A 26,998-nucleotide genomic window follows, 5' to 3' on the forward strand; every position below is an offset into this window, starting at 1 on the left:
AGGCAAATGATGCGATTCTTATCTAAGATTTTTTATCTTTATTATGATGGTTTTAGAAATATGACTTTAGGAAAAAGTCTTTGGCTAGTTATCATTCTTAAGCTTCTAATTATCTTTGGTTTTTTAAAAATCTTTATTTATGACAAAAGCCTAAAAACAAACTTCCAAACACAAGAAGAAAAAAGCGAATTTGTTAGCAAAAATCTCACTGAATTTTAAAGGAATAAAATGGAACAAGAACTACTACAAAGAGCGGCTAGTGTAGATTGGAGTAGAGCGCAATTTGCCCTTACAGCACTTTATCATTTTTTATTTGTGCCTTTAACTTTGGGGCTTTCTTTTATTTTGGCAATTATGGAGAGCATTTATGTTAAAACCAAAAATGAAGAATGGAAAAAAATTACACAATTTTGGTTAGGAATCTTTGCAGTTAATTTTGCTATTGGCGTGGCAACGGGCATTATTATGGAGTTTGAGTTTGGGACAAACTGGGCAAATTATTCGTGGTTTGTTGGTGATATTTTTGGTGCGCCATTAGCTATTGAGGGGATTATGGCTTTCTTTTTGGAAGCCACATTTTTTGCTGTAATGTTTTTTGGCTGGAATAAAGTCTCCCCTAGATTCCACTTGCTTTCCACTTGGCTTGTCGCAATTGGCTCTAATTTAAGCGCATTTTGGATTTTGGTGGCAAATGGCTGGATGCAATACCCTATTGGAACAACCTTTAATTTAGAAAGTGCTAGAAATGAAATGACAAACTTTTTTGAAGTGGCATTAAGTCCTGTAGCAATTAGCAAATTTTTGCATACCATTTCAAGTGGCTATGTTATTTCTGCCTTGCTTGTAGTTGGAATCTCTGCTTGGTTTCTCCTAAAAGGGCGCGATGTTATAGCAGCTAAAAAATCGCTCATTGTGGGGGCAAGTTTTGGGCTTATTACTTCAATTTTTCTCTTTATTAGCGGTGATGAAAGCGCTTATCAAGTTACCCAAAAACAGCCCATGAAACTTGCTGCCATGGAAGGAATCTATGAAGGTGAGCATCGAGCAGGACTTGTGGCTTTTGGTATTTTAAACCCCAATAAACAAATCAGCGATGATCAAAATACTTTTTTATTTAATATTACTATTCCTTATGCGCTTTCAATTTTGGGGAATCGCTCTCCTAATAGTTTTGTTCCTGGAATCAATGATTTAGTATATGGCAATGCAGAAAAAAATATCATAAGCATTGAAGAAAAAATCCAAAAAGGTCATCTAGCCCTAGAAGCCTTTAAAGAATACAAAAAGGGTAGAGAATCAGGAATAGCTGCGGATGATTTAGAACAATATTCTCAAATTGTTAAAGAAAATATGTCTTATTTTGGATATGGCTATTTAAAAGATGCCAAAGAAGCTGTGCCGCCAATTGCCCTAACCTTTTATACTTTTCACTTAATGGTGGCATTAGGAAGTTGGTTTTTTGTTTTGTTTATTGTGGTGCTCTATCTTGCAATGGCAAATGAAATTACAAAATTTAGAAAAATTCTATGGATTGCTTTATGGACGATTCCACTTGGATATATTGCTGCAGAATGTGGCTGGATTGTTGCAGAAGTGGGCAGACAGCCTTGGGCGATTCAAGATCTAATGCCTGTTGGAGTGGCTGCCACTCACCTAAGTAGCATTAATGTGCAAATTTCTTTCTTTATCTTTTTGGTTTTATTTACTGCGTTGTTGATTGCTGAAATTGGCATTATTTTGCGGCAAATCAAAAAAGGCTTTGCGCACTAAGGAGAAAAAATGTTTTTTGGATTAGAATTACTGGGATTACAAATTTATTGGTGGGGAATCTTAAGTCTTTTGGGAGGGCTTTTGGTGTTTATGTTTTTTGTTCAAGGCGGACAAGGAATGCTTTTTGAGCTTGCCAAAAATGAAGAGGAAAAGGCACTTATTATTAACTCTTTGGGCAGAAAATGGGAGCTTGGATTTACCACTTTAGTGCTTTTTGGCGGAGCTTCATTTGCTGCTTTTCCCTTGTTTTATAGCACGAGTTTTGGTGGAGCATATTGGGTTTGGCTTATTATCTTGTTTTGTTTTATTATTCAGGCTGTGAGCTATGAATACCGCAAAAAAGAAGGCAATTTTCTTGGATCAAAGACTTATGAATTTTTCTTGCTTATTAATGGAATCTTGGGAGTTTTTCTGATAGGCGTTGCGCTAAGCACCTTTTTTAGCGGGGCAAATTTTAGTCTAGATTCTTCTAACTTTGTAACTTGGCAAAATCCTGCTAAGGGCTTGGAAGCTTTACTTAATCCTTGGAATTTTCTTTTGGGATTTGCTTTGGTTTTTTTAAGTCGAATCTTAGCTTGTGGCTATTTTTTAAACAATATTAATGATGAAACTTTAAAGCCTAGATTCCAAAAAAAGATTCTGCCAAATAGCCTTGCATTTTTGGTTTTTTTTCTTGCTTTTTTATTTTGGATTTTTACTAAAGAGGGCTTTGCTATTTTGCCAAATGGAGATATTAGCTTACAAAAATACCTTTATTTGCAAAACTTCCTAGATTTTCCTTTTTTAATTGGAATCTTGCTAGTTGGCGCTGTGTTTATTTTGTTTGGAATGCTAATGACCTATAAGGGCTGCAAAAAAGGAATCTTTGCCTTAGGCATTGGTAGCGTGTTAGCTGTTTTTGCTATTTTGCTATCCATTGGGATTGGCAAAAGCGCGTTTTATCCAAGCCTAGTAGAACTGCAAAGCTCGCTTACGATTCAAAATGCAAGTTCAAGCTATTATACTCTAAGTGTAATGGGCTATGTTAGTTTGCTTGTTCCTTTTGTTTTGGCTTACATTATTTATGTGTGGAATCTCATGGATAAAGTCAAAATTACCAAAGAAGAATTAAGAGAAGATTCTCATCAATACTAAAGGATTAAAAATGACAGAATTTTTACTCATTATGTGGCCAGTGGTAATTTACATAGCTTATAAGTTTGTATGGCTTAATATTAGCCACATTGAAAAAAGTGAAGAATCAAGTGCAAATACAAAATAGCTTTGATTTGTTTTGCTTTTTAAAAAATCTTGGGTATTTAAAAAATCCTCCCCATAACCTTTGGTGGCCTAATGCAGGGAGCTTTGAAGTAATCATAGGGGCAATTTTGGTGCAAAATACGCGCTGGGAAAGTGCTTTTAGAGCAATTAATCGTTTAAGGGCAGAAAATCTCCTTAGCCTAGAAGCCCTAGCAAAGATTCCCCTAGCTACTCTACAAAACCTTATGAGTGATGTGGGATTTTTTCGACAAAAATCACAACGAATCATTTATCTATGTCAGAATATTTTAGCAGAATTTGGAAGTTTTGAAAGTTTTTGTGAAAATGTTAGCAGACAATGGTTGCTTAGTCAAAAAGGCATTGGCAATGAAACCTGCGATGCCATTTTATGCTATGGAACTTTGAGAGCAGAAATGGTGGCAGATCAATACACTTATAAACTTCTAAAAAGCTATGGCTATGAATTAGAAGATTACGACGATATTAAAGAATGGCTAGTTAGTGGAATAATGGAAAATTACAAAGAAGTGTGTAAAATCTATAAATATCAAATTCCACTTAATGTGCTTTATGCGAGATTCCATGGAAAAATCGTGGAATACTGCAAAGAACATAAATCAAAATAAGGATAAACCTTGAAAGAAAGTTTTGAACCTCTAGAATTGTTCTTAGAAATTTGCAAGATTCCCCACCCAAGCAAAAATTGCTCTAAACTCAAAGAATGGATTATCACAAAGGCAAAAGAAAATGGAGCGACTATAAAAGAAGATAAAGCTGGAAATTTACTTTGCACAAAAGGTAATCCAAAAATCTGCTTACAAGGGCATTATGATATGGTCTATGTCGGAGAATCAAAAGATTTTAAAGTGCAGCCTAAATTTTTGGATTCCAAGTGGCTTGGTGCTTTGGATTCTAGCCTTGGGGCGGATAATGGAGCAGCATTAGCTTGTATGATTTTAGCCTTAAGGGATTTTGATAATATTGAATGCTTATTTACAAACGATGAAGAAGTGGGAATGATTGGGGCTAATCATTTGGAGTTAGAAATCCATTCGCCTTATATTATAAATTGTGATAGCGAAGACATTGATGAGGTTATTTATAGTTGTGCGGGAGGATATGATTTAAAAGCTAAGAAAGGATTTGAAATTTTAGCAATCCCTAAGGATTATAAATGCTTTGAAATCAAAACTCAAAACTTTAAAGGCGGACATAGCGGAATTGAGATTCACAAAAATATCCCTAATGCAATCTTAGAATTAGCCAAAATAGCTAGAGACTTAGAGGGAATTATCATTGAATTTTGGGGTGGTGAGAAGCGTAACTCTATCCCTGTAAATGCAACCTTAAAAATCGCTCTTAAAGATTCTCAAGCAATTAAACTTGAATCATTATCAGAAAATTTCGTTATTACACCCCTAAAACAGACAAAGTATGGCTATGCTTGTAAAGATCTACTCACCGCTATTTTGGGGCTAGAAAATGGCGTTATTAAAGCCAAAGGCAATTCTCCATTGCTTTCAAGCAATTTAGGAATCTTAAAGCAAGATAATGAAAGTTTTATCTTTTATGCAATGGGAAGGGGTAATCAAGAAGATTTAATGCAAAAAAATATTGCCCTAAGTCAAACTTTTCTAAATTCTCTAAATTTTGAAGTGAATGTCCTAGATTATTATGCGCCATGGACAAAAGAAGAAGGGAGACTGCTAGAATTAGTATGGGATATCTACCAAAGGCACAACAAAAATGCAAAATTAAAAAGTATCCACGCTGGACTTGAATGTGGAATCTTAAAGCAAAAATTTCCTAAAGCAGAGTTTATCTCCATAGGACCAACTATTTTGCATCCCCATTCTTTGAATGAAAAATTAGATTTAGAGAGCTTTAAAAAATTTTGGGTAATTTTACAAGAAATTTTACAGAAGAATTATAATTTTTAGAAAATACCCAAAAAGTTTTTGCTAGAATCTTAAAAAAATTATAGTGAGAAAAAATGAGAAGGTATCTTTTAGGAAGCTTGTTTAGTTTGTTTGTTGCAAGTAGCGTATTTAGTGCTCCTTCACTGGTAAATGGAATCGCTTTTTTTGTCAATGGCAACCCTGTAACTTTACTTGATGTATATAAGGTGCAACAAAGAGATAAAGTGGAGCAAAATATTGCTGTAGATATTCTTATTAATGAAAAACTGCATGAAGAAGAAATCAAAAAGCACAACATTATTGTAACAGAATTAGAATTAAGTGATGAGCTTAATGCTATCGCAAAACAAAACAAAACAACTTCCACACAACTTGAATCATACATTCGCACCAATGGCGGGAATTGGGAAAGCTACAAAGATGAAATCAAAAAAAGAATCCTAAAAAGAAAGCTTTATCAAATCATCTCCCAAGAAAGCTTAAAAATGGTCAATGAAGATGAATTGCGCAATTACTATAACGCACATAAAGAAGAATTTTCAATCCCACAAAGTATTGATGTTAAGAAGTTTTTTAGTAAGGAAGGCGCTGCATTAGAAACACTTGTTAAAAGTGGAGGCAAAACCATTCCAAAAGGCATAGGGCAAGAAAATGAAGTCCTGCAAATTGCTGCTTTAAACCCTCAAATTGTCCCTGCTTTTGTGCAAGGCAAAGTAGGCACTTTCACTCCTATTTATCCTGTTGGGGAAGATTTTATTACCTTTTTGATTGAAGCGAAAAATAATCCAAGCCTTGCGCCTTTTGAAAATGTAAGAGATATTATTTTGCAAAAAATTATGTCCCAAAAAGAAGATTATTTAATTTATGAATATTTTGAAAAATTACGCTCTGATGCCAAGGTTAATATTATTCGCTTAAATTAAAGGAGAAAAAATGAAACAAATTATCATAGCAGGAATCTTTGGAGTTGCAATGCTATTAGCAGGATGCTCAAGCAAGAATCTAAACACACAAGAAGCCACACAAAACACTATCTATCAAACCTTGCAATCCAAGCAAGAGTGGAAAATCCATAGCTTTAAGCTTAATAATACAACAGAAGTTTTGACATTTGAAAAAGAATATCCATTTTTCATCGGCTTTAAAGAAAAAGGAGTTTTTGGCACTTTTGGTTGCAATAATTTCTTTGGTAGTTATGACTTAAATAATGACAATTTAAAAATCTCCAATGCTGGTATGACACGCAAAATGTGTGAGCCAAGGATAATGGAGCTTGAATCAAAGCTAACAGAAAATGTTTTAAACAACGAAAATCGCGTAGAAATCCTTAATGATGGGAAAATTTTGATATTTCGCAATGATTTTTATTTGTTGATGCAATAGTTTAAAGATATTTTTACCTAAAATACAATAGGCTTAACAAAAACTAAAAAGGTTATTTATGTGGATAACAAAAAATTATAATGAAAAATTTCAACAAGAATACAAGATTGAGAGCAAACTTTTAGAAGCAAGTGGAATTAAGCATCATTTGGAGATTTTTAACTCTCAAGCGTTTGAAAACATTGCCTTAATAGATGATAAAATTCTACTTAAAACTATGCTTCCCTTACAAAGTGAGCTTTTAGCGCACATTAGTGCTTGTTCTCACAAAGAGCCCAAAAAGATTCTCATTGCTGGGAGTTTTAATCTAGAAATTGCTTTTGAATTTTTACGCCATAAAGATTTAAAAGTGGATTTCTTGCAATTTGATTTAAAAATCCTTGAATCTCTTATTAGTTTTTTCCCTCACTATCAATCAGTGATGCAAAACAAAAGATTCAATCTTATCCCACAACAAAAAGAAGAGTTTTTACAGCAAAACCAAGTCAAAACTAATTTCTACGATATTATTATTCTTGAAAACAAGGCTGATTTAAAAGACTATGAATCTTTGCTAGGAGAAGATGGGATTTTGGTAATAAAATCCCCTCATTTACTCCTTGAAACAACAGAAGTCAAAAAACAACTAGAATTACTTGATGGAAGCTTTAGGGTTAAAATGCCTTTTTATATTCCAATGTCTTTAGATATACAAGATTTTTATCTCTTTGCCTCCAAAAGATTCCACCCAACTGCAGATATTATGTTACAAAAGGCAGATATGCTAGAAGATTTAGAATATTATCACGCTAATTTACATCTAGCAGCTTTTGTGATTCCAAAGGGAGTGAGAAACACTTTATTTGGAGCGATTAGGAATTGAATTTTAAATATGCTATTGTCTTAACAGGCGGAATTGGAAGTGGCAAAAGCACCATTGCATCATTTTTAAAACTCTATGGGTATGAAGTGGTGTGTGCAGATAGTATCGCACACACTCTGCTTGATCAATCCACCAAAGAAATAACTGAAATCTTTGGTAATGAGATTTTAGAAAATAACAAAATTAATAGAAAAAAGCTTGGTGAAATTGTCTTTAGCAGCAAAAAAAGTAAGGAAACATTAGAGAGAATTTTACACCCAAAAATCAAAGAAGAGATTTTAAAGCAAGCCAAAGCTTTAGAATCTAAAAAGATTCCCTATTTTTTAGACATTCCACTTTTTTATGAAACCAACAACTATCCTTTTAAAGAAGTTTTGCTAGTTTTTGTTCCAAAGGAGATTCAAGTCCAAAGAATCCAAAAACGCGATCGTCTTGAATCGCAAGCTATTCAAGCGCGAATCTCATCACAAATACCTCTTGAAGAAAAAAAGAAATTAGCAAATTATATAATTGATAATTCAGGAGACTTAGAAAACTTGCAAAAGGAAGTGGAAAAATATTTACAAGATTATATTCCAAAAGTTTTAGAGGAAAATTAAGTTTTATTTGGTATAATTCGCTTCTTTAAGGGGTGTTAGCTCAGCTGGGAGAGCGCAACGCTGGCAGCGTTGAGGTCAGGAGTTCGATCCTCCTACACTCCACCAATATGTGCGTCCGTAGCTCAGCTGGATAGAGCAACAGGTTGCGGTCCTGTAGGTCGGGGATTCGAATTCCTCCGGGCGTACCACTTACTTTTCTTTTTGATAAATCAACTTCTCACTTATAAGCAATCCATTATCTGTGTATTTTGCCCATAAAATTTCTAACGCAAAAATTTCTCCACTAGCAAACCTTGCAAAAGGAAATTGAGAATAATAAAGGCTTTTTTGCTCATTTATTGCTTGTTTAAAAAGTGCTTTTATCTGCACCCCTTTTATCAAAATAAGCTTCTTACTATCCTTAGCAATAGAAACTGCAAGATACGGATTTTGTATGGCTAATTTTATATGTTTAGAATCTAAAGCACTTTTTATTAATAAACAACAATCCTTTTTATCTAAAGCATAATAGCAATTTGCAATATACACCCCTTCATCTTCATCTCTAACACTAAGGGTAAGTAAATGATTTTTAGCAATAAATTTTAATATTTTCTGGTTCATATTAATCCACTTCTACAATCCTAGCTTTAAAAGATTCCAAAGCTTTTCCACTTCCTCATCCTCCAAAAACTCACCTTTAAAGTCTAGCCATTGCTTAATATGCTCTTTGTTAAAAACTTCTCCTTGCAAACAGCCCTTATGACCACAAACAACTCCCCTGCCCAAAACTATTTCTTCTCCCAATTCTCTTTCGCAAACAAGACAACTCAAAAGAGGATTTTTTCTCCCCTCAAACTCTAGCAATCTTGCATAAAGATTCAAAATACAGCGTTTAGGCTCTTCTTTTTGCAAGTATTTTGCGCCCTTTTGCAAATGTTCAAAATAAAAAGAATCCAAATGATTAACATCGCGCAAATGCTGATTAAGCAAGTTAAGATATTGTTGCCAATAGTAGCGTTTGCTTGATTCGCATTCCCATTGAAATGCCAAATGTATAGGCTCTCTTAGCTTTCCTATTTCTCTTAAATCTTGCTCAATAACAAAATCAATTTTATTTCCCAAATGAATAATACTATGTCGTGCGCCATAGAATCGATAAAGCGTGTGAAGGTGAGTGTGAGAGAGGATTCTTACAATCAAATCTTCCTCTCTCACCCTTTGGGTGTGGAGTATAAATCCTTGCAATTTTAAACCTTAAAACTCTAAAAGCCCCTCTGTTGGAGAACTTGCAGTAGCATAAGGTTTTTTAGGAATTCTGCCTGCAAGATAACTTTTTCTTCCTGCTTTGACTGCCTCACACATTGCCTCTGCCATCAAAATAGGATTCTTAGCTTGTGCAATAGCAGTATTAGTAAGCACAGCATCAGCACCAAGCTCCATAGCAATAGCAGCATCAGAGGCACAACCCACTCCAGCATCGACAATCACTGGAATCTTAATAGCCGATTTAATAAAGGCAATATTGTAGCGGTTTTGAATCCCAAGCCCACTACCAATTGGTGCTGCAAGTGGCATTACCGCACTTGCACCAGCATTTTCTAAATGCTTTGCCATAACCGGATCATCATTGCTATAAGCAAGCACCACAAAACCCTCTTTAGCAAGCACTTCACACGCTTTGAGCGTTTCTAAAACATCAGGATAAAGTGTTTTTTGCGCATCACCAATAATCTCTAGCTTAATAAAGTTAATCCCTGTTGCAGCTTTTGTAAGCCTAAAAAGCGTGATAGCCTCATCAGCATTCACACAACCAGCAGAATTTGGAAGAAATTGTATGGAAGAATCTTTGAAATAATCCAAAAGATTTTCTTCATTAGGATTTGTAATATTCACACGCCTTACTGCCACGGTAATCATCTGCGCTTTTGAAGCAAGAGTGGCTTCATAAGTCGTTTTAAAATCCTTATATTTTCCACTGCCCACAATCAAGCGACTTTCAAAGGTTTTATTACCAATGATTAGAGAATCATTCATTTTATATCCTTATTAAATTGTTTTTCTTAAAGATAGCGAATTTGATCAATTAAATCAAGGGGGCTTAAAGAAAAATCCGCATTTTTTTCAATAAATTTTTGCGCACAAAGACTATGAGCCAAAACCCCTTGAATACAAGCTTCCAAACTAGAATAATTTTGCGCTAATAACCCTGCAATAATCCCTGCTAAAACATCTCCGCTTCCACCTTTTGCCAAGGCATTACTGCCAAGAGGATTAATATAAACTTCCCCATTTTTGGCAATAAGGCTATTAGCCCCTTTTAAAATTAGTGTGGTATTAGGGTATTTACTAGAGAAGTCTTGTGCTAGGGCAATACGATTTTTCTGAATCACTTCAACTGCCATTTCTTTTTTTTCCAAAACTCTTAAAATGGTGCTAAATTCTTTTGGGTGAGGCGTTAAGATAACTTTTGAGAAATTTTGTATCAAATCCCCAAAAACTTCGTGATAAAAAATATCAGCATCAAGCAAAATAGGTATCTCCCAAAAATCTTTCAACATTTTCAAAGAAAAGGGATTTTTTCTACCAAAACCCATTCCAAGCGCAATTGCCGTAGTATTTTTTGGGATAAAGTTCGCATACATAACTTCATAAGGGAGATTAGACGGAGCAATATCGCTAACAAAGCTAACAAGCCCTGCTCCTATTCTAAGTCCTGCTAGAGTGCTTAATAAACTCGCTCCAATTTTTTCTCCACCCAACACACTTAAATGCCCAAAACTCCCTTTATTGCAATTTTGCAAATTGCGTTTTGGGGCTTTGAAATCACTGCTTTCTAAAAGCTTAAAATTAGAATTAGGAGCAAAAATGCTCTCGCTAATTCCTAACTCCAAACAACAAATTTCTCCCACAAAATCTTTTGCATAATCGCTAAAAAGTGCATTTTTTAATGCGCCCATTGTCAAGGTAAAATCAGCCCTAAAAGCAAAAGGAATCTCCCCCAAAAATCTTGGATTACCATAAAGATCAATCCCACTTGGAATATCACAAGCAATTTTAATAGCCCTAGTTTCATTAAGCAGTGTGATGAGATTCTGCATTTGAAATGAAAATTCACCCCTAAAGCCAATTCCAAAAAGTCCATCAATAATAATATCAAAACTAGAAAGTTCAATGCCTTCAAGACTTGGAATAAAAACCGAAGAATCACAGGCTTCAAGGCGTTTAAGTTGAGTTTTTGCTAGAGTGCTTTTCACCCCCAAAGGCAAAAGAATTCCCAAGGAATATTTTCCAACAAGCATTCTGGCTAAAGCTAGGCAATCTCCACCATTATCGCCACTTCCACAAATCATAAGAATTTTACTACCCAAAGGAAATTTCTGTGCTAAAAACTCTGCCATACCCCTTGCAGCATTCTCCATTAAAATTTCAGAAGGTAGCAAAAACTTCTCTCTTGCTTGATTATCAAGCTCTCTTGTATCAAAACATAAATGACGCATTTTTTATCCCTTAAAACAAAATTTCTTTAATCTTGTTGTTCTCTTTAGAATCTTAACAAAATATGCTATAAATTCAGGATTATTTTAAAACAATGGATTAAAAATCTTAAATGAAACATTGGATTATTTTATTAAGTCTAATATTGTTTTTTGGTTGCGAGAGGGGAGATTCTAAAAAAGATAATCCTAGCAAAAATAACTCACCTAAAATCATACAAAAAAAACTTGAAAATTCTTTGAGCAAAGAAGATGACAATCACACAAAAAATCTAATTAAAAGCAAATTAAAAAAGCACCTAGAAGAACTTAATTTACAATTACGGCAAAAAAACTTGGATAACTTACAATACAATCAAGGCACCAAGGAACATATTAGACACTTTGAAAGCCTTTATAATCGCCAAGATTTACCAAAACAAAGAGATTCTGCTAAGCAAACTCCCAATGAAATTTTAAAAAAAGCATATGAAATCCAAAATCAACAATTAGAAAAATTACAGCAAAAAAATGATGAAATTTGGTAGAACACACCAAATCTTTACTTATTCGTAAGTATCTTTTGAATATAATTAAAAATTTCAAAAGTTTTTAAAAGGGCTTAGTTAATGGCAAAAAGAGTTTTAATAAAATTTTCTGGAGAGGCTTTGGCGGGTGAAAGTGGCTTTGGGATTGAAAGCGGAATCCTTGATTACATCGCAACAGAGCTTAAAGCGCTAGTAGATAATGGTTTCCAAGTTGGAATCGTTATTGGTGGTGGCAATTTCATTCGAGGCGTAAGTGCTTCACAAGGTGGTATCATCAGGCGCACAAGTGGTGATTATATGGGAATGCTTGCTACCATCATCAATGGAGTAGCTATGCAAGAAGCACTAGAATATCATGGCATAAATGTAAGAGTGCAGAGTGCTTTAGAAATCAAAGAAGTGTGTGAAACCTATATTAACCGACGCGCAATGCGCCATTTAGAAAAAGGGCGTGTTGTGATTTTTGTTGCAGGGACAGGAAATCCTTTTTTTACGACAGATACCGCGGCTACTTTAAGAGCCGTTGAAATTGAGGCAGAAATGATTATCAAAGCTACAAAAGTTGATGGCGTTTATGATAAAGATCCAGTTAAATACCCCGATGCAACAATGCTTAAACACATTAGTTACGAACAAGCTTTAAAAGATAATATTAAAGTTATGGATGACACCGCTATTGCCCTAGCAAAAGACAATGCACTACCAATTATCGTATGTAATATGTTTAAACAAGGCAATCTTTTAGCCATTTTAAAGCAAGAAGAAAGTGCTATTTACTCCCAAGTTTCAAATTAAAAAAGGATAAAAATGAGAATTGAACAAATCGCATCTAAAGCATTAGAAAAAGTTAATTTTGATAGATATTTACTTTCAAATATCATCTTTGCAAGAATCGACGAACTAAGCCGTGGCGCCAAACCATTGGTCAATAAAAATCCAAAAATTGATAAGCTCTCTGATATTGCTTTATTAGAGATTGCAGAAGGAAAGATTGGATTAGAAAGAGTAGAGGAAACACAAAACTAATCTTTGCATTTTTAATTTTTCTAAAATTAAGGTAAAAAGTGGAATTTCTTAAAAAAGTCGCTACTATTACAACACCGCAAAAAGCAATAGAATTGCTCTATAGTATGTTAGAAATTACTCCAAACATTGAGAAAGCTATTGCTTTTGCAACTGAGGCACACAAGAATCAAAAAAGACGCAGTGGTGAGCCTTATATCGTGCATCCATTACTAGTTTCTTGCATTGTTGCTCATTTTGGCGGTGATGAAGTGATGGTTTGCGCAGCACTTTTACACGATGTGGTAGAAGACACAGACTATACTTTAGAAGATGTTAAAAAAAATTATGGTGAAGATGTAGCTTCATTAGTCGATGGACTGACAAAAATCGTTGCTATTCGCGCAGAAGAACTCCCTGCTTCTCACTCCAATGAAAAATTAGTAGTTGCAGCTTTGAGCTTCCGCAAAATGCTAATTACTTCAGTTAAAGATGTGCGAGTTTTAGTTGTCAAACTATGCGATAGACTGCATAATATGCTAACTCTTGGGGCTTTACCGCCCAATAAACAACGCAGAATCTCAGAAGAAACCCTAGTTGTCTATGCTCCTATTGCTCATAGACTTGGAATCTCCACACTAAAAAATGAATTAGAAGATCGTAGTTTTTATTATATTTTTCCAGAAGAATATCGGAAAATTCAAGATTATTTTCTCAATCACAAGCAAGCCATTCAGCTTAAACTTAATGCTTTTATGCAAAAGGTCAAAAAAAGCTTGATTCAAAGTGGAGTGCCCGAGGGAGATTTCATTCTTCAAAGCCGAGTAAAGCGCCACTACTCTATCTATCTTAAGATGCAACGCAAAGGCATTTCAATTGAAGAAGTCTTAGATTTACTTGCCATAAGAGTGATTGTTAAAAATGAGCTAGATTGCTACAAAGTGCTTGGAATCTTGCATTTAAAATTTAAGCCTATTATGTCGCGCTTCAAGGATTATATTGCCCTACCTAAAGAAAATGGCTATCAAACAATTCATAGCACACTTTTTGATGATTCGGCTATTTTTGAAGTGCAGATTCGCACCGAGAATATGCATCGTAGCGCTGAATATGGAATTGCTGCTCATTGGATTTACAAAATTGGTGGAAATAGCGGACCTAGTCTTGATTGGCTTAACAAATTACAATTCCAAAACAATTCAGTTGAAGAGTTTTATGAGCTTGTTAAAAACGATCTTTATCGCGAAGACATTGTTGTCTTTTCTCCTGATGGAGATAACTATTCCTTACCCATAGGTGCTGTAGCACTTGATTTTGCATATGCGGTGCATACAGATATTGGGAATCGCGCCAAAGAAGCTTATGTTAATAACCAAAAAACTTCTCTTTTAACCACGCTAAAAAGCGGAGATATTGTTAAAATCATTACCGCAAAGGAAACTATTTTGCGTTGCTCTTGGATGGATGCAGTCAAAACTTCTCGCGCCAAAAATCAAATCCGTATAAATTGCGCTTCAAGAATCAAAGAAATCGAAAGGAAAAGCGCGATTAATATTATTGCAACCATTTTTGATAAAGGAGCTGAAGAGATTGAGGAATTTACCAAAGAAAGCGGACTAGATGAATCCATTCACAAAGCGACTACCGATATTGCTTTTTTAAAAGATATTAAAAATCGTATCAAAAACTATTACAAACAAAAGGCAGGATTTTTAACTCAAATTAAAATACGAATTCTAAAACTGAAAGAATTGCATTTTGATAATCTTGTGATTCAAACTAATCACAATATCAATCAAGCGGTTTTTGATTATTGTTGCCACCCAAAATTTGGCGATGGCATTATCGCTTTTAAAAATGGCTCTAAGGCGTTTGTGCATCATAAGCTTTGCGATAGAGCTTATTTAGAGATTCAAAAAGGTGTGAAAATGCTTTATGTCAATTGGCTTGGAGACAGGCTGCAAACCTATAAGCTCATTGTAGCCTTAGAGAATCAAAAGGGGGTTTTAGCAAATTTCTTGCAATTTTTAGCAAAATGCGATATTAATGTTCTAGGCGTAGAGCTAGGCTCTCAAAAAAGCACCTATGCCACACATTGTGAAGTGCGTTTTGAATCGCATATTGCAGATGTTAAAGAATTAAAAAATTTATTTGGGAATCATTATAAAATTATTGATGTTTATGCACTCAAAGATGCGTATGCAAACTAAGGAGAAAAAATGAGCGTAGAATCGCAAATCAAAACTGCTTTAGCAGAAATCCAAAGAGGCACTCAAGAAATCATTGGATTAGAATATATTGAAAAACTCATAAGAGACTATTTTGAAAATGGAAAAACATTCAAAGTCAAAGCAGGATTTGATCCAACTGCGCCAGATTTGCACCTAGGGCACACCGTGCTTTTACAAAAACTTGCTACTTTTCAAAAATACGGTGGCATTGTGTGTTTTCTCATTGGTGATTTTACAGGAATGATTGGAGATCCAACAGGCAAAAGTGAAACTAGAAAACCTCTAAACAAAGAACAAGTCCTAGCCAATGCAAAAACTTATGAAGAGCAAGTTTATAAAGTGCTAGATTCTTCAAAAATGGAGATTGCCTTTAATTCAAAATGGCTTGATAGTCTAGGCACACGCGGAATGATTGAACTTGCAGCAAAATTTTCAGTTGCTAGAATGCTTGAGAGAGATGATTTTGAAAAACGCTTTAAGAATCAAAATCCCATTAGTATCGTAGAGTTTTTCTATCCCTTGTTGCAAGGCTATGATTCTGTGGCTTTAGAATGCGATATTGAATGCGGTGGAACAGATCAAAAATTCAATTTGCTTATGGGTAGGCATTTGCAAAGAGCTTATGGAATCCCAAAAGAACAATCAGTGGTTATGGTCCCCCTTTTAGAAGGCTTAGATGGTGTGCATAAGATGAGTAAAAGCTTGGGAAATTATGTTGGAATCACGCAAGAACCAAAAGAAATGTTTGGGCGGTTGTTAAGTATTTCAGATACGCTAATGTGGAGATATTATGAGCTTTTGAGTTCCAAAAGTCTAGCAGAAATCCAAGAAATTAAAGAAGGCGTAAAAAATGGGGTTTTACACCCAAAAACAGCAAAAGAAAATCTCGCACTAGAAATCATCACGCGCTACTATGATGAGCAAAAAGCCAAAGAAGCCAAAGAGGAATTTGACAAAGTCTTTAGCAAAGATGAAATGCCAAGCCAAATACCCACCTTTGAAAAAAGTAGCGGAATTTGGATAGCACAACTTATGAGCGAATGTGGTTTGTGTGCCTCAAACTCCGAAGCATTACGCCTTATCAAACAAGGTGGAGTGAAAATTGATGGACAAAAACTTGAAGATTCTAAATTAAATTTACAAACAGGCGAATATGTCATTCAAGCTGGAAAGAGAAAATTTGTCCGCGCAATCATCAAATAAAAAAGGGAATTTATGCTATCTAAACCACAATTAAAGCCTTTAAAAATCGGAAAATACACGATTCCATTCCCCATTATTCAGGGTGGAATGGGAGTTGGAATTAGCTGGGATAACCTTGCAGGTAATGTTTCAAAACATGGAGCGCTTGGGGTAATTTCTTGCGTGGGAAGTGGCTATTACAAAAAAAGTGCCTTTGTGCAAAAAGTCATCAAGCACCGCCCTTTTGATACCATTAATTTTTACTCCAAAGAATCTTTATTTGAAATTTTTAAAAATGCACGAAAAATTTGTGGCAACAATCCACTTGGTGCAAATGTTTTATATGCTATTAACGAATATGGGCGCGTGGTACGCGATGCTTGTGAAGCAGGCGCAAATATGATTATCACGGGTGCAGGATTGCCTACTAATATGCCGGAATTTACAAGCAATTTCCCCAATGTAGCACTCATTCCCATTGTCTCATCAGCCAAAGCTTTGAAAATTTTGTGTAAGCGTTGGGAGGGGAGATACAAAAGAATCCCCGATGCAGTGATTGTAGAGGGACCGCTTAGTGGCGGACACCAGGGTGTGAGTTATGAAGACTGCTTTAAACCTGAATATCAGCTTGAAAGCATTGTTCCTGAAGTGCTAGAAGAAAGTAAAAAATGGGGTGAGATTCCAATTGTTGCTGCAGGGGGAATTTGGGATAGAAGCGATATTGACAAAATAATGGCATTAGGAGCAAGTGGAGTGCAAATGGGAACGCGATTCTTAGGATCAGAAGAATGCGATGCCCCCTATTACAAAGAACTAATGCCAAAAATTAAAAAAGAAGATATTGAACTTATTAAATCACCCGTTGGTTACCCAGCAAGAGCTATTGTTACAGGCATTATTAAAAAATTACGCGAGGGCAAAAAGCCTAAAATTGCTTGTATTAGCAACTGCGTTTCACCTTGTAACCGCGGACAAGAAGCAAAAAAAGTGGGCTATTGTATAGCTGATGGTTTAGGCGATGGGTATCTTGGCGATCCCATCAATGGATTATATTTTACCGGAGCTAATGGATACCGAATTGAGAAAATCCAAAGCGTCAAAGAAATCCTTGATGAATTAACACAATGCTAAGAATCATCGCTTTATTTTTCTGTTTTTTTCATTTTGCTTGGGGCGGTATTTTAGAAATCCAATCTATTAAGCAAACCACAAATGGAGTTGCTCTAAATTTTAACCAAACTATTGAAAAAAAAGATTTCAAAAGCTTTGTCCTAGAAAATAAAGAGGGATTTCGCTATGTCTATGATATACCAGCAGTCCTTATGGGCAAGGCAAAACTTTTAGAATTTGAAGGAGAGATTAGCTTAAGAATCGCACAAAACTCTCCAACAAAAGTGCGCTTAGTTATCCAAAGCCCCAAAAAACTAACCATTTCTTTAAATACTTCTAAAAAGCAAGCTCGCTTTTCTTTTCTTAAAGAAATCTCTATCCCATCGCTATTTGAAAATAACGCAAAACAGGAATCTTTAAAAAAAGATCGCAAAACAATAGTAATTGATCCTGGGCATGGTGGAAAAGATTGTGGAGCTATTGGGGTTAATAAGACATGTGAAAAAATTATTGTGCTAAGCATTGGAAAATATCTAAGAGATATCCTGCAAGAGCGTGGCTACAAGGTCTATATGACAAGAAGTAGCGATAAATTTATCAAACTGCGAGAAAGAACGAGTTTTGCCAATGACAAAGAGGCTGATTTGTTTATTTCAATCCATGCTAATGCCATTGTTGATAATAAAAATTCGCTAGAAGGGGTGGAGAGCTATTTTCTCTCAACTGCAAGAAGCGAAAAAGCAAAAAATGTTGCTGCGCTAGAAAATAAAGATGACATTGAATCTATGAATTACTTTTCTAAACAATCTGTTTTAAATACTCTAAATACCCAAAGAATCATTGCCTCAAACCGACTTGCCATTGACATACAATATGGAATGCTACAATCTTTAAGAAAAAACTATAAAATTGTTGATGGTGGTGTTAGGGAAGGTCCTTTTTGGGTTTTGGTGGGAGCTTTGATGCCATCAGTTTTGCTGGAAGTTGGATATATCACACACCCAACAGAAGGCAAACGACTAACACAAACCGCATTCCAAAAAAATATTGCCAAAGGAATTGCTGATGGCATTGATAATTACTTCATAAAAAATCCATAGAGGCAAAAAATGCGCAAAATTGCTTTACAAACCACTCTTTTTTCGTCATTATTTTTTATTTTAGCTATTTTTACCCTTTTAACATTGCTATTAAGCGGAATTGTTTGGGATTTTAGGCAAATGTTTAGACTTGTTACACAACCTTATGGTGTGTATTATTGCATCGGAATCACATTTTTAGCTTGTGGAATCATTATAAGCCTTTTTCATATGGCGCGAATCTATTCTAGCCACTTACCAAAATTCTATAGTGTGGCAATTTTGGTAGCTTTATGCCTTTTTGCTTTGCAACTATATTATGAGTTTTTTTGGCTTAAGCGATTTACTTATGATATTTTTTCACTAGAAGATTCTTTAAAATTCACTAAAGAAAGTATTTTCAAAAAAGACTTTTATCAGCTCTATTTAGATTATAGCGTTTATTGTTTCTTTATTGTTTTTCCTTTTGCCATTTATCTTTTTCAGCTCAATTTTGACAAAAACACAAAAATTGGCAGAATCTTACAACTCACACAACCTAGCTTAAATGTCATCATTGTTGCTTTATCTGGCTTTGCTATTATGCCTTTTTTTAAAAATGGCGCACTGGGCTATGTAGATTTAGTGCTTATGTTAGCTGGGTTATCAATGGTAATATTTCTTTGTTGGAAGCGTAAATATCTCATTGGCTCCTATGAGTTTTTTAACCTATTGCTTTTATGGGCAATCTGCCTTATTATGCTTTTTATCTCCCATACTTTTGTTGATGGAGAATCATACTTTGAAATGCGAAAGGCATTTTATTTTCTTATGCTTTTTGGGTGGTGCAGTAGCTGGATGACAAAACTAACCACCAAAACTTCGATTTGATTCCCCTTTTATTTAAATCCACAAAAAATAAATACAATTTTTTTCTAATTTATCTTGACTTTTGTAAAAAATAAGTATATAATTCTGGCTTTTAATCCGGATTAGCTCAGCGGTAGAGTAGGCGGCTGTTAACCGCTTGGTCGTAGGTTCGAATCCTACATCCGGAGCCATCATTAATCTCTTTCAATAGCTTCTTTATATAATCAAAAATCAAACCTTTAATCTTTAAAAGTTTTAAAAATAAAAGAAATGAAACTATCAATTATTAGGTAAGTTACCCCCTACTTAAAAAAAGCAAGAGCTCCCAAACTAATGTTAGCTAACACAAAAGATTTTTTGTTTATAGGCTAATTCCTAACCCAAATAACTGCAGAGAATTTGCCATTACACCTTGCTTTTATTCTAAGCATTGGAAGAATGGATAGAATGAAGAAGAAATGTAGATATTTAAATCAACTCCTAAGCAAGAATCTATTTTTTTTAGCTTTTAAATAGATTCTCTCTTTCTTTTCTGGGTCTCTGTTTTTATTTTATATAGCAAATATAACTAAATTTAATTATAGAATGTTATATTTTAAAGTAATTTTTTATACCGCCAAAGTGGTGGTGCAACTCATCTCCTACCTAAGAGGCAAGAGTTTTCTTGCTTGTGGTTTGAAAAACCTATAAATACCCCCAAATTAATTATTTTATTTATTTGCTCCAAGTCCAAATACCTTGATTTGTGTTAATTGTAGTTTCCAAGACCGAATCCATACTGCAACCAATTGGCAATTTAATCTCTTCAGAAAATGCCATTTCTTTTGGCAAATCTTTTTCTAGGGTAAATTTGGGTAACAAACTATCAACAAGTGCAATGCCCAACATATTACCATAGCCTAAAAGCATACTCATTTCGCCCGTTAAAGCAATCTTGCAATTTCCCCTATTAACACTTACAGAATTGATAACAATATCATTTTTTGCTTGAATTTTAAGTGTAGGTTGCGAAATATTCTCATAACTTTCATATGTAAGCTCAAGCGCTAAATACTCATCTGGATTTTTTCTCCACAACCACTTAAAAGTGTAACCAACGCCAAAGCACCTAAAGCCATCTTGAAATTAATCTTTTTCATTTACCCTCCTTATTTTAAATTTTCTTTACCATACACCCAAAGCATATGATCCATTTGCCTATTATTAAATTCCTCCAAACCATAAAAAGTTCTAATTTCTTTAATAGCCTTTAGTAGATTCTCATAATTTTTTAAGCTATTTTGACTAAGCTTAAAAGAACAAAATTTATCTTTATTATTAAAATGAATTAAGCTCTTTTGGACGAAGCTATCAAAAATAACATATTTATCTTTATTGTGATGAAAGCAATATTTACTTGCAAAAGAATATAAAAATGCTTGTTTGCCTTTAGGGTTTGTAAAATTTGCAATTTTTTCAATAATACTTGTATCGCCCACTTTTAAAGCTTCATCAATATTTAAGTTTAGGATTTGCTCAACAACCTCATGTATTCCATAAATTTTTAAATTTGTGCTATAAAAGCTGTCCAAAACACAAACCTTTAAAAGCACAGATTTTTTATCATTATTGCTTGGATATTGCGAAAAAATATCCACAATCACTTCTTCTTGATCTCTAATGTTCATATTCCTTAGAATCATCGTATTCTGCTAAAGCTTCAAGTAAAGCCTGTTTAGCATTCTCTCTCATTTTACTCCTTTTTGCTAAAGAGAAAAATTTTACCCCCCCCCATTAGAGAATGCTTAAATTAAAAATTTTATCAATAATATTGTAAGCGAGATTTCTATTTAATTATTTTTTTAAATTCCATAATAATATTTATTATTAAATTTAAAAAAAGGAAGAATGTGATGATATATAAAAAGAATTTGGGTTATATTTCTATAGCCTTATTTTTAATACTTAGCACAACCAATGCAAATGTTGCCAAACATTTCAAAGACTAAGAAGCCTTTGGGGTGAGATTTGTAAAATCTTCTTTGGGGAAAAACTCTGCGATCCAATCACATTGCTTTTCATCATAATTCTCTGATGCTCGAATCTTAAAGCGATTATTATCTTCTACAACTTCAAAAAATCTTTCAGGATTCTCTTTATTAAATAACACCCTAAGAAATTCTTCTTGCTCATTATTATAAAACTTGAATCTAATCATCGTTTCTGCTGATCCAATCTCTCCACGAATTATAACTTTAGCCTCCAAAACAGCCTTATCAATATTCCTTAAAAGTCTTTCGTTATGATAATTAATATTAACAATATCACGATATTCCTCTAGGAGTTTTTGATAATTTTTAAGCGATTTATCATATTGATCTACAATATTTTGAAGATTTTTTGGAATAGATTTGCCTTGAAGAGTATAAGTAATTTTATGCACTTTATTTTGCATAGTAAACAAAAAAGTATAAATCTCATCCATTCTCTTTCTTAAATGTTTAATATTAACCTGCAACTGCTTTTTTAACACTAAATATTCTGTTCTATCTTTTTTATTAAATGCAAATTTAGCAGGATTGCACTCAAAGAGATTGTGCTCCCCCAAAATATTATCCACCACTAAAGAATAACGAAAATAAATTTCATTATAAGATCGGACATTTTTCACATAAATATAATCAGCAACAATCTTTCCACCAAGCATACTCTCCACATAAGCTATTTTAGCCTCTACAATGCCTTTTTCTAGAACATCAATCACTGCTATATCGGCTTTAACATTTCCTTTATGCGATTTAATATAGGCGATTTTAGCTTCAATTTTTGAATCAAAATGAGTTAAGCCATCAATTTTTAGTATTTTAAAAAGATTGGCAGTTTCTTGCTTGTTGGTATTCAACTCATCATCTATAATAAAATAAAAGGGTGCTATTTCTTTTAAAAATCCATCTTTTCTAGCACAAAATTTAATATGCGCAGAATCTTCTAAAGCAACAATGCTTAAATCACTTTTAATCTGATGTGATTGAATAGATTTAGCTGGCAAAATATGACCCTTTAAATCCCTGCCAATACGACCCTTAATGGCTTTGGTATAATCCAAAAGCAAATCCCCTTTATGAACAGCCTTCAAACAAACTTTAGGGGTAAATTTAGTTTGCAAATCACAAATCGCACTTTCATCTTGCATTTTATGATAAATTTCAAGCTTCTCACTTTTTCCCTCAACACTTGCTACTCCAGAAGCGACTTTAAGGGTAATTTTTGATGTGATACTACGAAATTTAAGCTTCTCAATCAAAATATCAAGTATACTTTAAGATGTAAATAATTTAATATTTATATCTTATTTTTTTATGTTAAATTATTTACCAAGAGTTTAAGTGAGAACGGCAAATTACAGAGGTCATAGAATCTAACAAATTGACAGTTCAGCTTTTATTTCTATTATTAATTTAGTTTAAGATAGTGAGGTCGTAGAATCTATATAACAAGCTTGATGAAATAATGGTGGAAACAAGAGACTTAAATTCAGAAAGGAGTAAATAATGAAATCAGTATTAAGTGTTGATGTAGCTAAAGGAAAAAGTATGATAATGTTATCTACTGAATATGGAGAAGTATTGATTGAACCTAAAGAGATAAAACATAATTTTCGTGATTTTAATGAATTAAAAGATAAAATTGAAAGTTTTAATTTAGAAGATTTAACTATTTTCATGGAATCAACAGGAATATATCATTTGCCAGTAGAAAGATATTTTAAAGAAAATAATTTTAATACATTAGTAATTAATAGTTTAATTTTATAGTTATTGATTTATAGTAATTTACCGAAAAGATTGTCAGTAATGACAGTCTTTTTTGTACGACAGGCAGTTATACAAATAGATTAGTTCAGTGCAACTAATCTATTTTTTTATTATATATTGACTTTCAATGATAACTACTATAAAATATAGTAGCGTAGTTTATAGCAAAGAGGAGAACATTAAATATATGAAAAATTATGACAACTATTTTCTTCCTGTAGATAATATGGAAGAAGCAAAAAGATATTATGAGGAAATATTGGGGTTAAAAAGAAATTTGATTTCTCTAATAAGGGAATGGTTGCTTATAATATTGGAAATGAAGAACCTGCAATAATTTTAAAAGACAAAAATAAATTTGAGAATTTAAAGCCTACAATATGGTTTGAAGTAGAAGATGTTGCAATCTTCTATAAAGAAATGTTGAACAATGGTATAAAGTTTTTGAGTGAGCCTTTTAAAATTGGAACTGGTAATGCAGTCGAGTTTGAAGATCCATTTGGAAATAGACTTGGCGTTACAGAATATTAAGTAAGGAGTAGAGATTATGTCAAATATAGATTTAGTATTATTAGGACTTATTAAACAAAAATCACAAAGTGCTTATGATATTAAAAAAAATATAGAATATCGTAATATACCAAGATGGGTAAAAATTAGTGAACAGTCTATTTATAAGAAAGTATTACAATTAGAATCAAAAGAATATATTGTTAGCCATAAAGAGAAAGAGGGAAATATGCCAGATAAAGCAGTATATACTATTACTGACAAAGGTAATGATTATTTTAATAAACTTATGAATGATATTTCAAATTCTGATGTTAGTCTATATTTGGATTTTAATGTTATTATCACGAATTTAGATTTAGTAGATGATGAACAAAAAAAGATTCTTGTTTCTAATATAAAATCAAAGATATTAGAATTAAAAGAATTACTAAATGAAAGACAATCTCATAGACAACATATTCCTAATGTTGGAAAACAAATGTTTAAACAACAATTAGCATTAGTAGAAACATTAGAAAAGTGGATAATTGATTTTGAGAATAGTTTAAAAGAACAAAATTAGTAAATATTGATTTTAAGTTAAAAGATAAATTTGTAGGGAGGGAAATTCCATGAAAATAATCAACATTGGTATTCTTGCTCATGTAGATGCAGGAAAGACAACTTTAACGGAAAGTCTGCTTTATACAAGTGGAGCGATTTTAGAATTAGGCAGTGTAGATAAGGGAACAACAAGGACAGATACTATGTTTTTAGAACGTCAGCGTGGAATCACAATTCAGGCAGCAGTTACTTCTTTTAATTGGAATGACTACAAAATCAATATTGTAGATACTCCTGGACATACAGATTTTATAACAGAAGTGTATCGTTCCTTATCTGTTCTTGATGGAGCTATTTTAGTAATTTCTGCTAAAGATGGTGTACAAGCACAAACCCGAATACTATTCCATGCACTTCAAAAAATGAATATACCAACAATTATTTTTATAAATAAAATAGATCAGTATGGAATTAACTTAAATAATATTTATCAAAATATCAAAGAAAAACTTTCAAATGATATTATTGTTATGCAAAATGTAACATTAACTCCAGAAATATCAATTAAAAATATCATTGATTTAGATGATTGGGATCCTGTAATTTCCAAAAATGATAAACTTTTAGAAAAATATATTGTAGGAGAAAAATTGACTATACAAGAATTAAGGTATGAAGAATCTAGGTGTGTTAAAAAAGGTTCGTTGTTTCCTATATACCATGGAAGTGCTAGAAATAATATAGGGACTCAACAACTCATCGAAGCTATTTCAAATCTTTTTTGTTCTGAAATGAATGAGAATGATTCAGAACTATGTGGAAGAGTTTTTAAAATTGAATATACAGACCATAAGCAAAGATTAGTTTATTTGCGTCTTTACAGTGGAACATTACACTTACGAGATACAATTATATTGCCATCGAAAAAGAAAGTGAAACTTACAGAAATATATATTCCTTCAAATGGGGAAATGATACAGACAAAAATAGTTTGTTCTGGAGATATTTTTATTATACCTAACAATACATTAAGATTGAACGATATTATAGGAAATGAAAAGATTTTGCCATGCAATGTATGGAATGACAAGACTGTACCAATACTACGAACAAGAATTGAACCGATAAAAATAGAAGAGAGAGAAAAATTATTGGATGCTCTTACAGAAATTGCAGATACTGATCCTCTTTTACGTTATTATGTTGATACGATAACACATGAAATCGTCATTTCTTTTTTAGGAACAGTGCAGTTAGAAGTTATCTGTTCTCTGTTGATTGAAAAATATCACATAAACATAAGAATCGAAGATCCAACCGTAATTTATTTGGAAAAGCCATTACAAAAGGCAGATTATACTATTCATATTGAAGTACCACCAAATCCATTTTGGGCATCAATTGGATTATCAATAACTCCACTTCCAATTGGAAGTGGAATACAGTACGAAAGCAAAGTTTCACTCGGTTATTTAAATCAAAGTTTCCAAAATGCAGTAAGAGAAGGTATTAATTATGGACTGGAGCAAGGTTTGTATGGTTGGAAAGTAACAGATTGTAAAATATGTTTTGAATATGGTGTTTATTATAGCCCTGTTAGTACTCCCTCGGATTTTCGCTTTCTTGCCCCAATTGTACTTGAACAAACATTGAAAAAAGCGGGAACGCAATTATTAGAGCCATATTTTTCGTTTATACTTTTTACACCACAGGGATACTTTTCTCGTGCATATAATGATGCACAAAAACATTGTGCAATAATTGAAACAAGTCAATCAAAAAATGATGAAGTTATTTTTACAGGACATATTCCTGTACGTTGTATTAATGAATATCGTAATACTTTAACTCTATATACAAATGGGCAAGCAGTTTTTTTGACAGAATTAAAAGATTATCAAATTGCTACTTGTGAACCAGTTATTCAATCACGTAGACCAAATAATCGAATAGATAAAGTACGCCATATGTTTAATAAAAAAGAAAATTAAGTTAATATTCACTAAATTACAATTTGCGATTCTAATTGCTTGGATTCTCTAATTCCAACAAAATAGCCTTCTAGAATCATTGCTCGATAAAGCTCTTGATAAATATCAACCTTTAATTTTCCATAGTATTCTACTTTAACCTTTGGAATCAAAGTTGCCATTAGCGTTGTATCTGCTTGGGGTATTAATTCAACTTTAAAAGGTAAGTTTTCTCTTTCTTCCTTTTTGCATAACTCAACCCTATAAATTTGCTTAATATCAACTTTTGCAATGTAATTAGCATCTTTATCAAAGAGATTTAGTAAGTGGATTTTTTTGAAATTATTTTCTCCGTGGCGATTACAAAATGTAGCAAAACCTAAAAAATAAAAATCCATTTCTTCCTGATAAATTTGACTTTGTTCTTTTAAAAAAGCTTTAATATTTTCAATTTTTTCAAAAATCTTATAGCCTCTTGAAGCAAAAACCATTTACAATATTCCTTATTGAAAGTATTTTTTAATAAGCATTTCATAATATTGCTCTTCTTGTAATCGCTCATCGATTAAAACCAATGGTTGCTTACAAACCTTACAACGCAAAAAAGTTCGCTTTGTTTGCATCATTTCATGCAAAGAATCACAAACTTCAAAAACTTTTGTATGACAAAGGCAAATATAATTATGATGCTTTTGTTCTTCAATCCTATGGATATTTTGGCTAAGAGCTATAATCTTAGTTTGCTGCTCCAAGGAATAAGGAATCTCGCCTACATCTATCAAATGATTGTGGTAAGCTTCTAAGCGTTTGTCTTCGTTTAAAATATGATTAACCAACCAATTTTTTGAGAAACCATAAAATTTCTCACAACTTTTTTGAATATCTTTAGAATCAATTTTAAAATTTTGCAAGATATTAATCAAGCCCTT

The 26,998-nt window shown here is 33.1% G+C and carries 30 protein-coding genes and 3 tRNA genes; 24 read left to right on the plus strand and 9 right to left on the minus strand.

Translation table 11 applies throughout. The features are described from left to right. Positions 1-9: 9 nt before the first annotated feature. The 11 genes from CCY98_RS03360 to CCY98_RS03410 all read left to right on the plus strand — a co-directional run bounded on the left by CCY98_RS03360 (position 10) and on the right by CCY98_RS03410 (position 7,981). On the plus strand, positions 10-219 hold the full coding sequence (locus CCY98_RS03360; RefSeq protein ID WP_112057187.1) for a DUF4492 domain-containing protein: 210 nt from the start codon (positions 10-12) through the stop codon (positions 217-219). A gap of 9 nt (positions 220-228) precedes the next feature. After that, a complete protein-coding gene (locus CCY98_RS03365; protein ID WP_112057188.1) occupies positions 229-1,770 on the plus strand; it encodes a cytochrome ubiquinol oxidase subunit I in 1,542 nt (513 codons plus the stop codon). 9 nt (positions 1,771-1,779) lie between these two features. After that, on the plus strand, positions 1,780-2,904 hold the full coding sequence (cydB, locus tag CCY98_RS03370) for a cytochrome d ubiquinol oxidase subunit II (RefSeq protein ID WP_112057189.1): 1,125 nt from the start codon (positions 1,780-1,782) through the stop codon (positions 2,902-2,904). Between the two features lie 110 nt (positions 2,905-3,014). Beyond that, positions 3,015-3,656 (plus strand): 3-methyladenine DNA glycosylase, encoded by a 642-nt coding sequence (locus tag CCY98_RS03375; protein WP_112057190.1) that lies wholly within the window; start codon positions 3,015-3,017, stop codon positions 3,654-3,656. Between the two features lie 9 nt (positions 3,657-3,665). Beyond that, positions 3,666-4,970 carry a M20/M25/M40 family metallo-hydrolase gene (locus CCY98_RS03380; RefSeq protein WP_112057191.1) on the plus strand — a complete coding sequence of 435 codons (1,305 nt, stop codon included), beginning with the start codon at positions 3,666-3,668 and terminating at the stop codon, positions 4,968-4,970. Positions 4,971-5,023: 53 nt separating this feature from the next. Continuing rightward, the gene (locus CCY98_RS03385; protein WP_112057192.1) at positions 5,024-5,872 is read left to right on the plus strand and encodes a peptidyl-prolyl cis-trans isomerase; all 849 of its coding nucleotides are present in this window, start codon (positions 5,024-5,026) and stop codon (positions 5,870-5,872) included. A gap of 10 nt (positions 5,873-5,882) precedes the next feature. Beyond that, entirely contained in the window at positions 5,883-6,332 is a 450-nt protein-coding gene (locus CCY98_RS03390) for an META domain-containing protein (RefSeq protein ID WP_112057193.1), read from the plus strand. 58 nt (positions 6,333-6,390) lie between these two features. Further along, on the plus strand, positions 6,391-7,194 hold the full coding sequence (locus tag CCY98_RS03395) for a spermidine synthase (protein WP_112057194.1): 804 nt from the start codon (positions 6,391-6,393) through the stop codon (positions 7,192-7,194). Further along, entirely contained in the window at positions 7,191-7,793 is a 603-nt protein-coding gene (gene coaE / locus CCY98_RS03400) for a dephospho-CoA kinase (RefSeq protein WP_112057195.1), read from the plus strand. Before CCY98_RS03395 ends, coaE begins: the two co-directional genes overlap by 4 nt. A 29-nt stretch (positions 7,794-7,822) precedes the next feature. Then, a tRNA-Ala gene (locus CCY98_RS03405) sits at positions 7,823-7,898 on the plus strand. 6 nt (positions 7,899-7,904) lie between these two features. Further along, positions 7,905-7,981 (plus strand) — tRNA-Arg (locus tag CCY98_RS03410). Position 7,982: 1 nt separating this feature from the next. On the opposite strand, the gene CCY98_RS03415 is transcribed toward CCY98_RS03410, so the two are convergent. The 4 genes from CCY98_RS03415 to CCY98_RS03430 are packed head-to-tail and all read right to left on the minus strand — an operon-like array spanning position 7,983 to position 11,272. Continuing rightward, entirely contained in the window at positions 7,983-8,396 is a 414-nt protein-coding gene (locus tag CCY98_RS03415) for a hypothetical protein (protein ID WP_112057196.1), read from the minus strand. Between the two features lie 12 nt (positions 8,397-8,408). Further along, a complete protein-coding gene (recO, locus tag CCY98_RS03420) occupies positions 8,409-9,020 on the minus strand; it encodes a recombination protein RecO (RefSeq protein ID WP_112057197.1) in 612 nt (203 codons plus the stop codon). 9 nt (positions 9,021-9,029) lie between these two features. Continuing rightward, on the minus strand, positions 9,030-9,809 hold the full coding sequence (locus tag CCY98_RS03425) for a thiazole synthase (RefSeq protein ID WP_112057198.1): 780 nt from the start codon (positions 9,807-9,809) through the stop codon (positions 9,030-9,032). A 26-nt stretch (positions 9,810-9,835) separates the two neighbouring features. Further along, a complete protein-coding gene (locus CCY98_RS03430) occupies positions 9,836-11,272 on the minus strand; it encodes an NAD(P)H-hydrate dehydratase (RefSeq protein ID WP_112057199.1) in 1,437 nt (478 codons plus the stop codon). Between the two features lie 110 nt (positions 11,273-11,382). Here CCY98_RS03430 and CCY98_RS03435 point away from each other — a divergent pair, with 110 nt between their 5' ends. The 9 genes from CCY98_RS03435 to CCY98_RS03475 all read left to right on the plus strand — a co-directional run bounded on the left by CCY98_RS03435 (position 11,383) and on the right by CCY98_RS03475 (position 19,440). Beyond that, a complete protein-coding gene (locus CCY98_RS03435) occupies positions 11,383-11,796 on the plus strand; it encodes a hypothetical protein (RefSeq protein ID WP_112057200.1) in 414 nt (137 codons plus the stop codon). Between the two features lie 81 nt (positions 11,797-11,877). Beyond that, positions 11,878-12,591 carry a UMP kinase gene (gene pyrH, locus CCY98_RS03440; RefSeq protein ID WP_112057201.1) on the plus strand — a complete coding sequence of 238 codons (714 nt, stop codon included), beginning with the start codon at positions 11,878-11,880 and terminating at the stop codon, positions 12,589-12,591. A gap of 12 nt (positions 12,592-12,603) precedes the next feature. After that, positions 12,604-12,822, plus strand: coding sequence for a DNA-directed RNA polymerase subunit omega (locus CCY98_RS03445; protein ID WP_112057202.1), 219 nt, complete (start codon positions 12,604-12,606; stop codon positions 12,820-12,822). Positions 12,823-12,860: 38 nt separating this feature from the next. After that, the gene (locus tag CCY98_RS03450; RefSeq protein ID WP_112057203.1) at positions 12,861-15,008 is read left to right on the plus strand and encodes a RelA/SpoT family protein; all 2,148 of its coding nucleotides are present in this window, start codon (positions 12,861-12,863) and stop codon (positions 15,006-15,008) included. A 9-nt stretch (positions 15,009-15,017) separates the two neighbouring features. Next, a complete protein-coding gene (gene tyrS / locus CCY98_RS03455; protein ID WP_112057204.1) occupies positions 15,018-16,232 on the plus strand; it encodes a tyrosine--tRNA ligase in 1,215 nt (404 codons plus the stop codon). Between the two features lie 12 nt (positions 16,233-16,244). Beyond that, positions 16,245-17,342 (plus strand): nitronate monooxygenase, encoded by a 1,098-nt coding sequence (locus CCY98_RS03460; RefSeq protein WP_112057205.1) that lies wholly within the window; start codon positions 16,245-16,247, stop codon positions 17,340-17,342. Continuing rightward, positions 17,336-18,421, plus strand: a complete 1,086-nt coding sequence (locus CCY98_RS03465; protein WP_112057206.1) for an N-acetylmuramoyl-L-alanine amidase — start codon at positions 17,336-17,338, stop codon at positions 18,419-18,421. Before CCY98_RS03460 ends, CCY98_RS03465 begins: the two co-directional genes overlap by 7 nt. Positions 18,422-18,430: 9 nt before the next feature. Then, positions 18,431-19,270: a hypothetical protein gene (locus CCY98_RS03470; protein WP_112057207.1), complete on the plus strand. Its 840-nt coding sequence runs from the start codon at positions 18,431-18,433 to the stop codon at positions 19,268-19,270. A 95-nt stretch (positions 19,271-19,365) separates the two neighbouring features. Then, positions 19,366-19,440 (plus strand) — tRNA-Asn (locus CCY98_RS03475). A gap of 523 nt (positions 19,441-19,963) precedes the next feature. Here CCY98_RS03475 and CCY98_RS08425 read toward each other — a convergent pair. The 3 genes from CCY98_RS08425 to CCY98_RS03490 form a co-directional block, all read right to left on the minus strand. Continuing rightward, entirely contained in the window at positions 19,964-20,326 is a 363-nt protein-coding gene (locus tag CCY98_RS08425) for a hypothetical protein (protein ID WP_112057208.1), read from the minus strand. A gap of 71 nt (positions 20,327-20,397) precedes the next feature. Then, entirely contained in the window at positions 20,398-20,916 is a 519-nt protein-coding gene (locus CCY98_RS03485; protein WP_258438336.1) for a hypothetical protein, read from the minus strand. 317 nt (positions 20,917-21,233) lie between these two features. Beyond that, a complete protein-coding gene (locus CCY98_RS03490) occupies positions 21,234-22,532 on the minus strand; it encodes a FapA family protein (protein WP_258438338.1) in 1,299 nt (432 codons plus the stop codon). Positions 22,533-22,779: 247 nt separating this feature from the next. On the opposite strand from CCY98_RS03490, the gene CCY98_RS03495 reads away from it, so the two are divergent. The 4 genes from CCY98_RS03495 to tet(44) all read left to right on the plus strand — a co-directional run bounded on the left by CCY98_RS03495 (position 22,780) and on the right by tet(44) (position 26,090). Further along, positions 22,780-23,043: a transposase gene (locus CCY98_RS03495; protein ID WP_112057210.1), complete on the plus strand. Its 264-nt coding sequence runs from the start codon at positions 22,780-22,782 to the stop codon at positions 23,041-23,043. A gap of 297 nt (positions 23,044-23,340) precedes the next feature. Next, positions 23,341-23,574 (plus strand): VOC family protein, encoded by a 234-nt coding sequence (locus tag CCY98_RS03500; protein WP_258438341.1) that lies wholly within the window; start codon positions 23,341-23,343, stop codon positions 23,572-23,574. Between the two features lie 16 nt (positions 23,575-23,590). Beyond that, positions 23,591-24,118, plus strand: coding sequence for a PadR family transcriptional regulator (locus tag CCY98_RS03505; protein ID WP_112057211.1), 528 nt, complete (start codon positions 23,591-23,593; stop codon positions 24,116-24,118). A gap of 49 nt (positions 24,119-24,167) precedes the next feature. Continuing rightward, positions 24,168-26,090: a tetracycline resistance ribosomal protection protein Tet(44) gene (tet(44), locus tag CCY98_RS03510; RefSeq protein WP_112057212.1), complete on the plus strand. Its 1,923-nt coding sequence runs from the start codon at positions 24,168-24,170 to the stop codon at positions 26,088-26,090. 11 nt (positions 26,091-26,101) lie between these two features. Here the strand turns inward: tet(44) and CCY98_RS03515 are convergent, their stop codons facing one another. Both CCY98_RS03515 and CCY98_RS08580 read right to left on the minus strand, forming a co-directional pair. Further along, on the minus strand, positions 26,102-26,560 hold the full coding sequence (locus CCY98_RS03515; RefSeq protein WP_258438348.1) for a hypothetical protein: 459 nt from the start codon (positions 26,558-26,560) through the stop codon (positions 26,102-26,104). Between the two features lie 12 nt (positions 26,561-26,572). Further along, positions 26,573-26,980: a hypothetical protein gene (locus tag CCY98_RS08580; RefSeq protein ID WP_258438350.1), complete on the minus strand. Its 408-nt coding sequence runs from the start codon at positions 26,978-26,980 to the stop codon at positions 26,573-26,575. Positions 26,981-26,998: the final 18 nt, after the last annotated feature.

The sequence above is a fragment of the Helicobacter sp. 11-8110 genome (assembly GCF_003288905.1).
In the GTDB taxonomy this organism is placed as follows: Bacteria; Campylobacterota; Campylobacteria; order Campylobacterales; family Helicobacteraceae; genus Helicobacter_D; species Helicobacter_D colisuis.

What these genes read in the sequence shown, in the direction of transcription:
- CCY98_RS03360 (WP_112057187.1), top strand. Translation starts at nt 10, where the DNA reads ATGCGATTCTTATCTAAGATTTTTTATCTTTATTATGATGGTTTTAGA.
- CCY98_RS03365 (WP_112057188.1), top strand. Translation starts at nt 229, where the DNA reads ATGGAACAAGAACTACTACAAAGAGCGGCTAGTGTAGATTGGAGTAGA.
- cydB (WP_112057189.1), top strand. Translation starts at nt 1,780, where the DNA reads ATGTTTTTTGGATTAGAATTACTGGGATTACAAATTTATTGGTGGGGA.
- CCY98_RS03385 (WP_112057192.1), top strand. Translation starts at nt 5,024, where the DNA reads ATGAGAAGGTATCTTTTAGGAAGCTTGTTTAGTTTGTTTGTTGCAAGT.
- CCY98_RS03390 (WP_112057193.1), top strand. Translation starts at nt 5,883, where the DNA reads ATGAAACAAATTATCATAGCAGGAATCTTTGGAGTTGCAATGCTATTA.
- CCY98_RS03395 (WP_112057194.1), top strand. Translation starts at nt 6,391, where the DNA reads ATGTGGATAACAAAAAATTATAATGAAAAATTTCAACAAGAATACAAG.
- CCY98_RS03415 (WP_112057196.1), bottom strand. Translation starts at nt 8,396, where the DNA reads ATGAACCAGAAAATATTAAAATTTATTGCTAAAAATCATTTACTTACC.
- CCY98_RS03425 (WP_112057198.1), bottom strand. Translation starts at nt 9,809, where the DNA reads ATGAATGATTCTCTAATCATTGGTAATAAAACCTTTGAAAGTCGCTTG.
- CCY98_RS03430 (WP_112057199.1), bottom strand. Translation starts at nt 11,272, where the DNA reads ATGCGTCATTTATGTTTTGATACAAGAGAGCTTGATAATCAAGCAAGA.
- CCY98_RS03435 (WP_112057200.1), top strand. Translation starts at nt 11,383, where the DNA reads ATGAAACATTGGATTATTTTATTAAGTCTAATATTGTTTTTTGGTTGC.
- pyrH (WP_112057201.1), top strand. Translation starts at nt 11,878, where the DNA reads ATGGCAAAAAGAGTTTTAATAAAATTTTCTGGAGAGGCTTTGGCGGGT.
- CCY98_RS03445 (WP_112057202.1), top strand. Translation starts at nt 12,604, where the DNA reads ATGAGAATTGAACAAATCGCATCTAAAGCATTAGAAAAAGTTAATTTT.
- tyrS (WP_112057204.1), top strand. Translation starts at nt 15,018, where the DNA reads ATGAGCGTAGAATCGCAAATCAAAACTGCTTTAGCAGAAATCCAAAGA.
- CCY98_RS03460 (WP_112057205.1), top strand. Translation starts at nt 16,245, where the DNA reads ATGCTATCTAAACCACAATTAAAGCCTTTAAAAATCGGAAAATACACG.
- CCY98_RS03465 (WP_112057206.1), top strand. Translation starts at nt 17,336, where the DNA reads ATGCTAAGAATCATCGCTTTATTTTTCTGTTTTTTTCATTTTGCTTGG.
- CCY98_RS03470 (WP_112057207.1), top strand. Translation starts at nt 18,431, where the DNA reads ATGCGCAAAATTGCTTTACAAACCACTCTTTTTTCGTCATTATTTTTT.
- CCY98_RS03485 (WP_258438336.1), bottom strand. Translation starts at nt 20,916, where the DNA reads ATGAACATTAGAGATCAAGAAGAAGTGATTGTGGATATTTTTTCGCAA.
- CCY98_RS03495 (WP_112057210.1), top strand. Translation starts at nt 22,780, where the DNA reads ATGAAATCAGTATTAAGTGTTGATGTAGCTAAAGGAAAAAGTATGATA.
- CCY98_RS03500 (WP_258438341.1), top strand. Translation starts at nt 23,341, where the DNA reads ATGGTTGCTTATAATATTGGAAATGAAGAACCTGCAATAATTTTAAAA.
- CCY98_RS03505 (WP_112057211.1), top strand. Translation starts at nt 23,591, where the DNA reads ATGTCAAATATAGATTTAGTATTATTAGGACTTATTAAACAAAAATCA.
- CCY98_RS03515 (WP_258438348.1), bottom strand. Translation starts at nt 26,560, where the DNA reads ATGGTTTTTGCTTCAAGAGGCTATAAGATTTTTGAAAAAATTGAAAAT.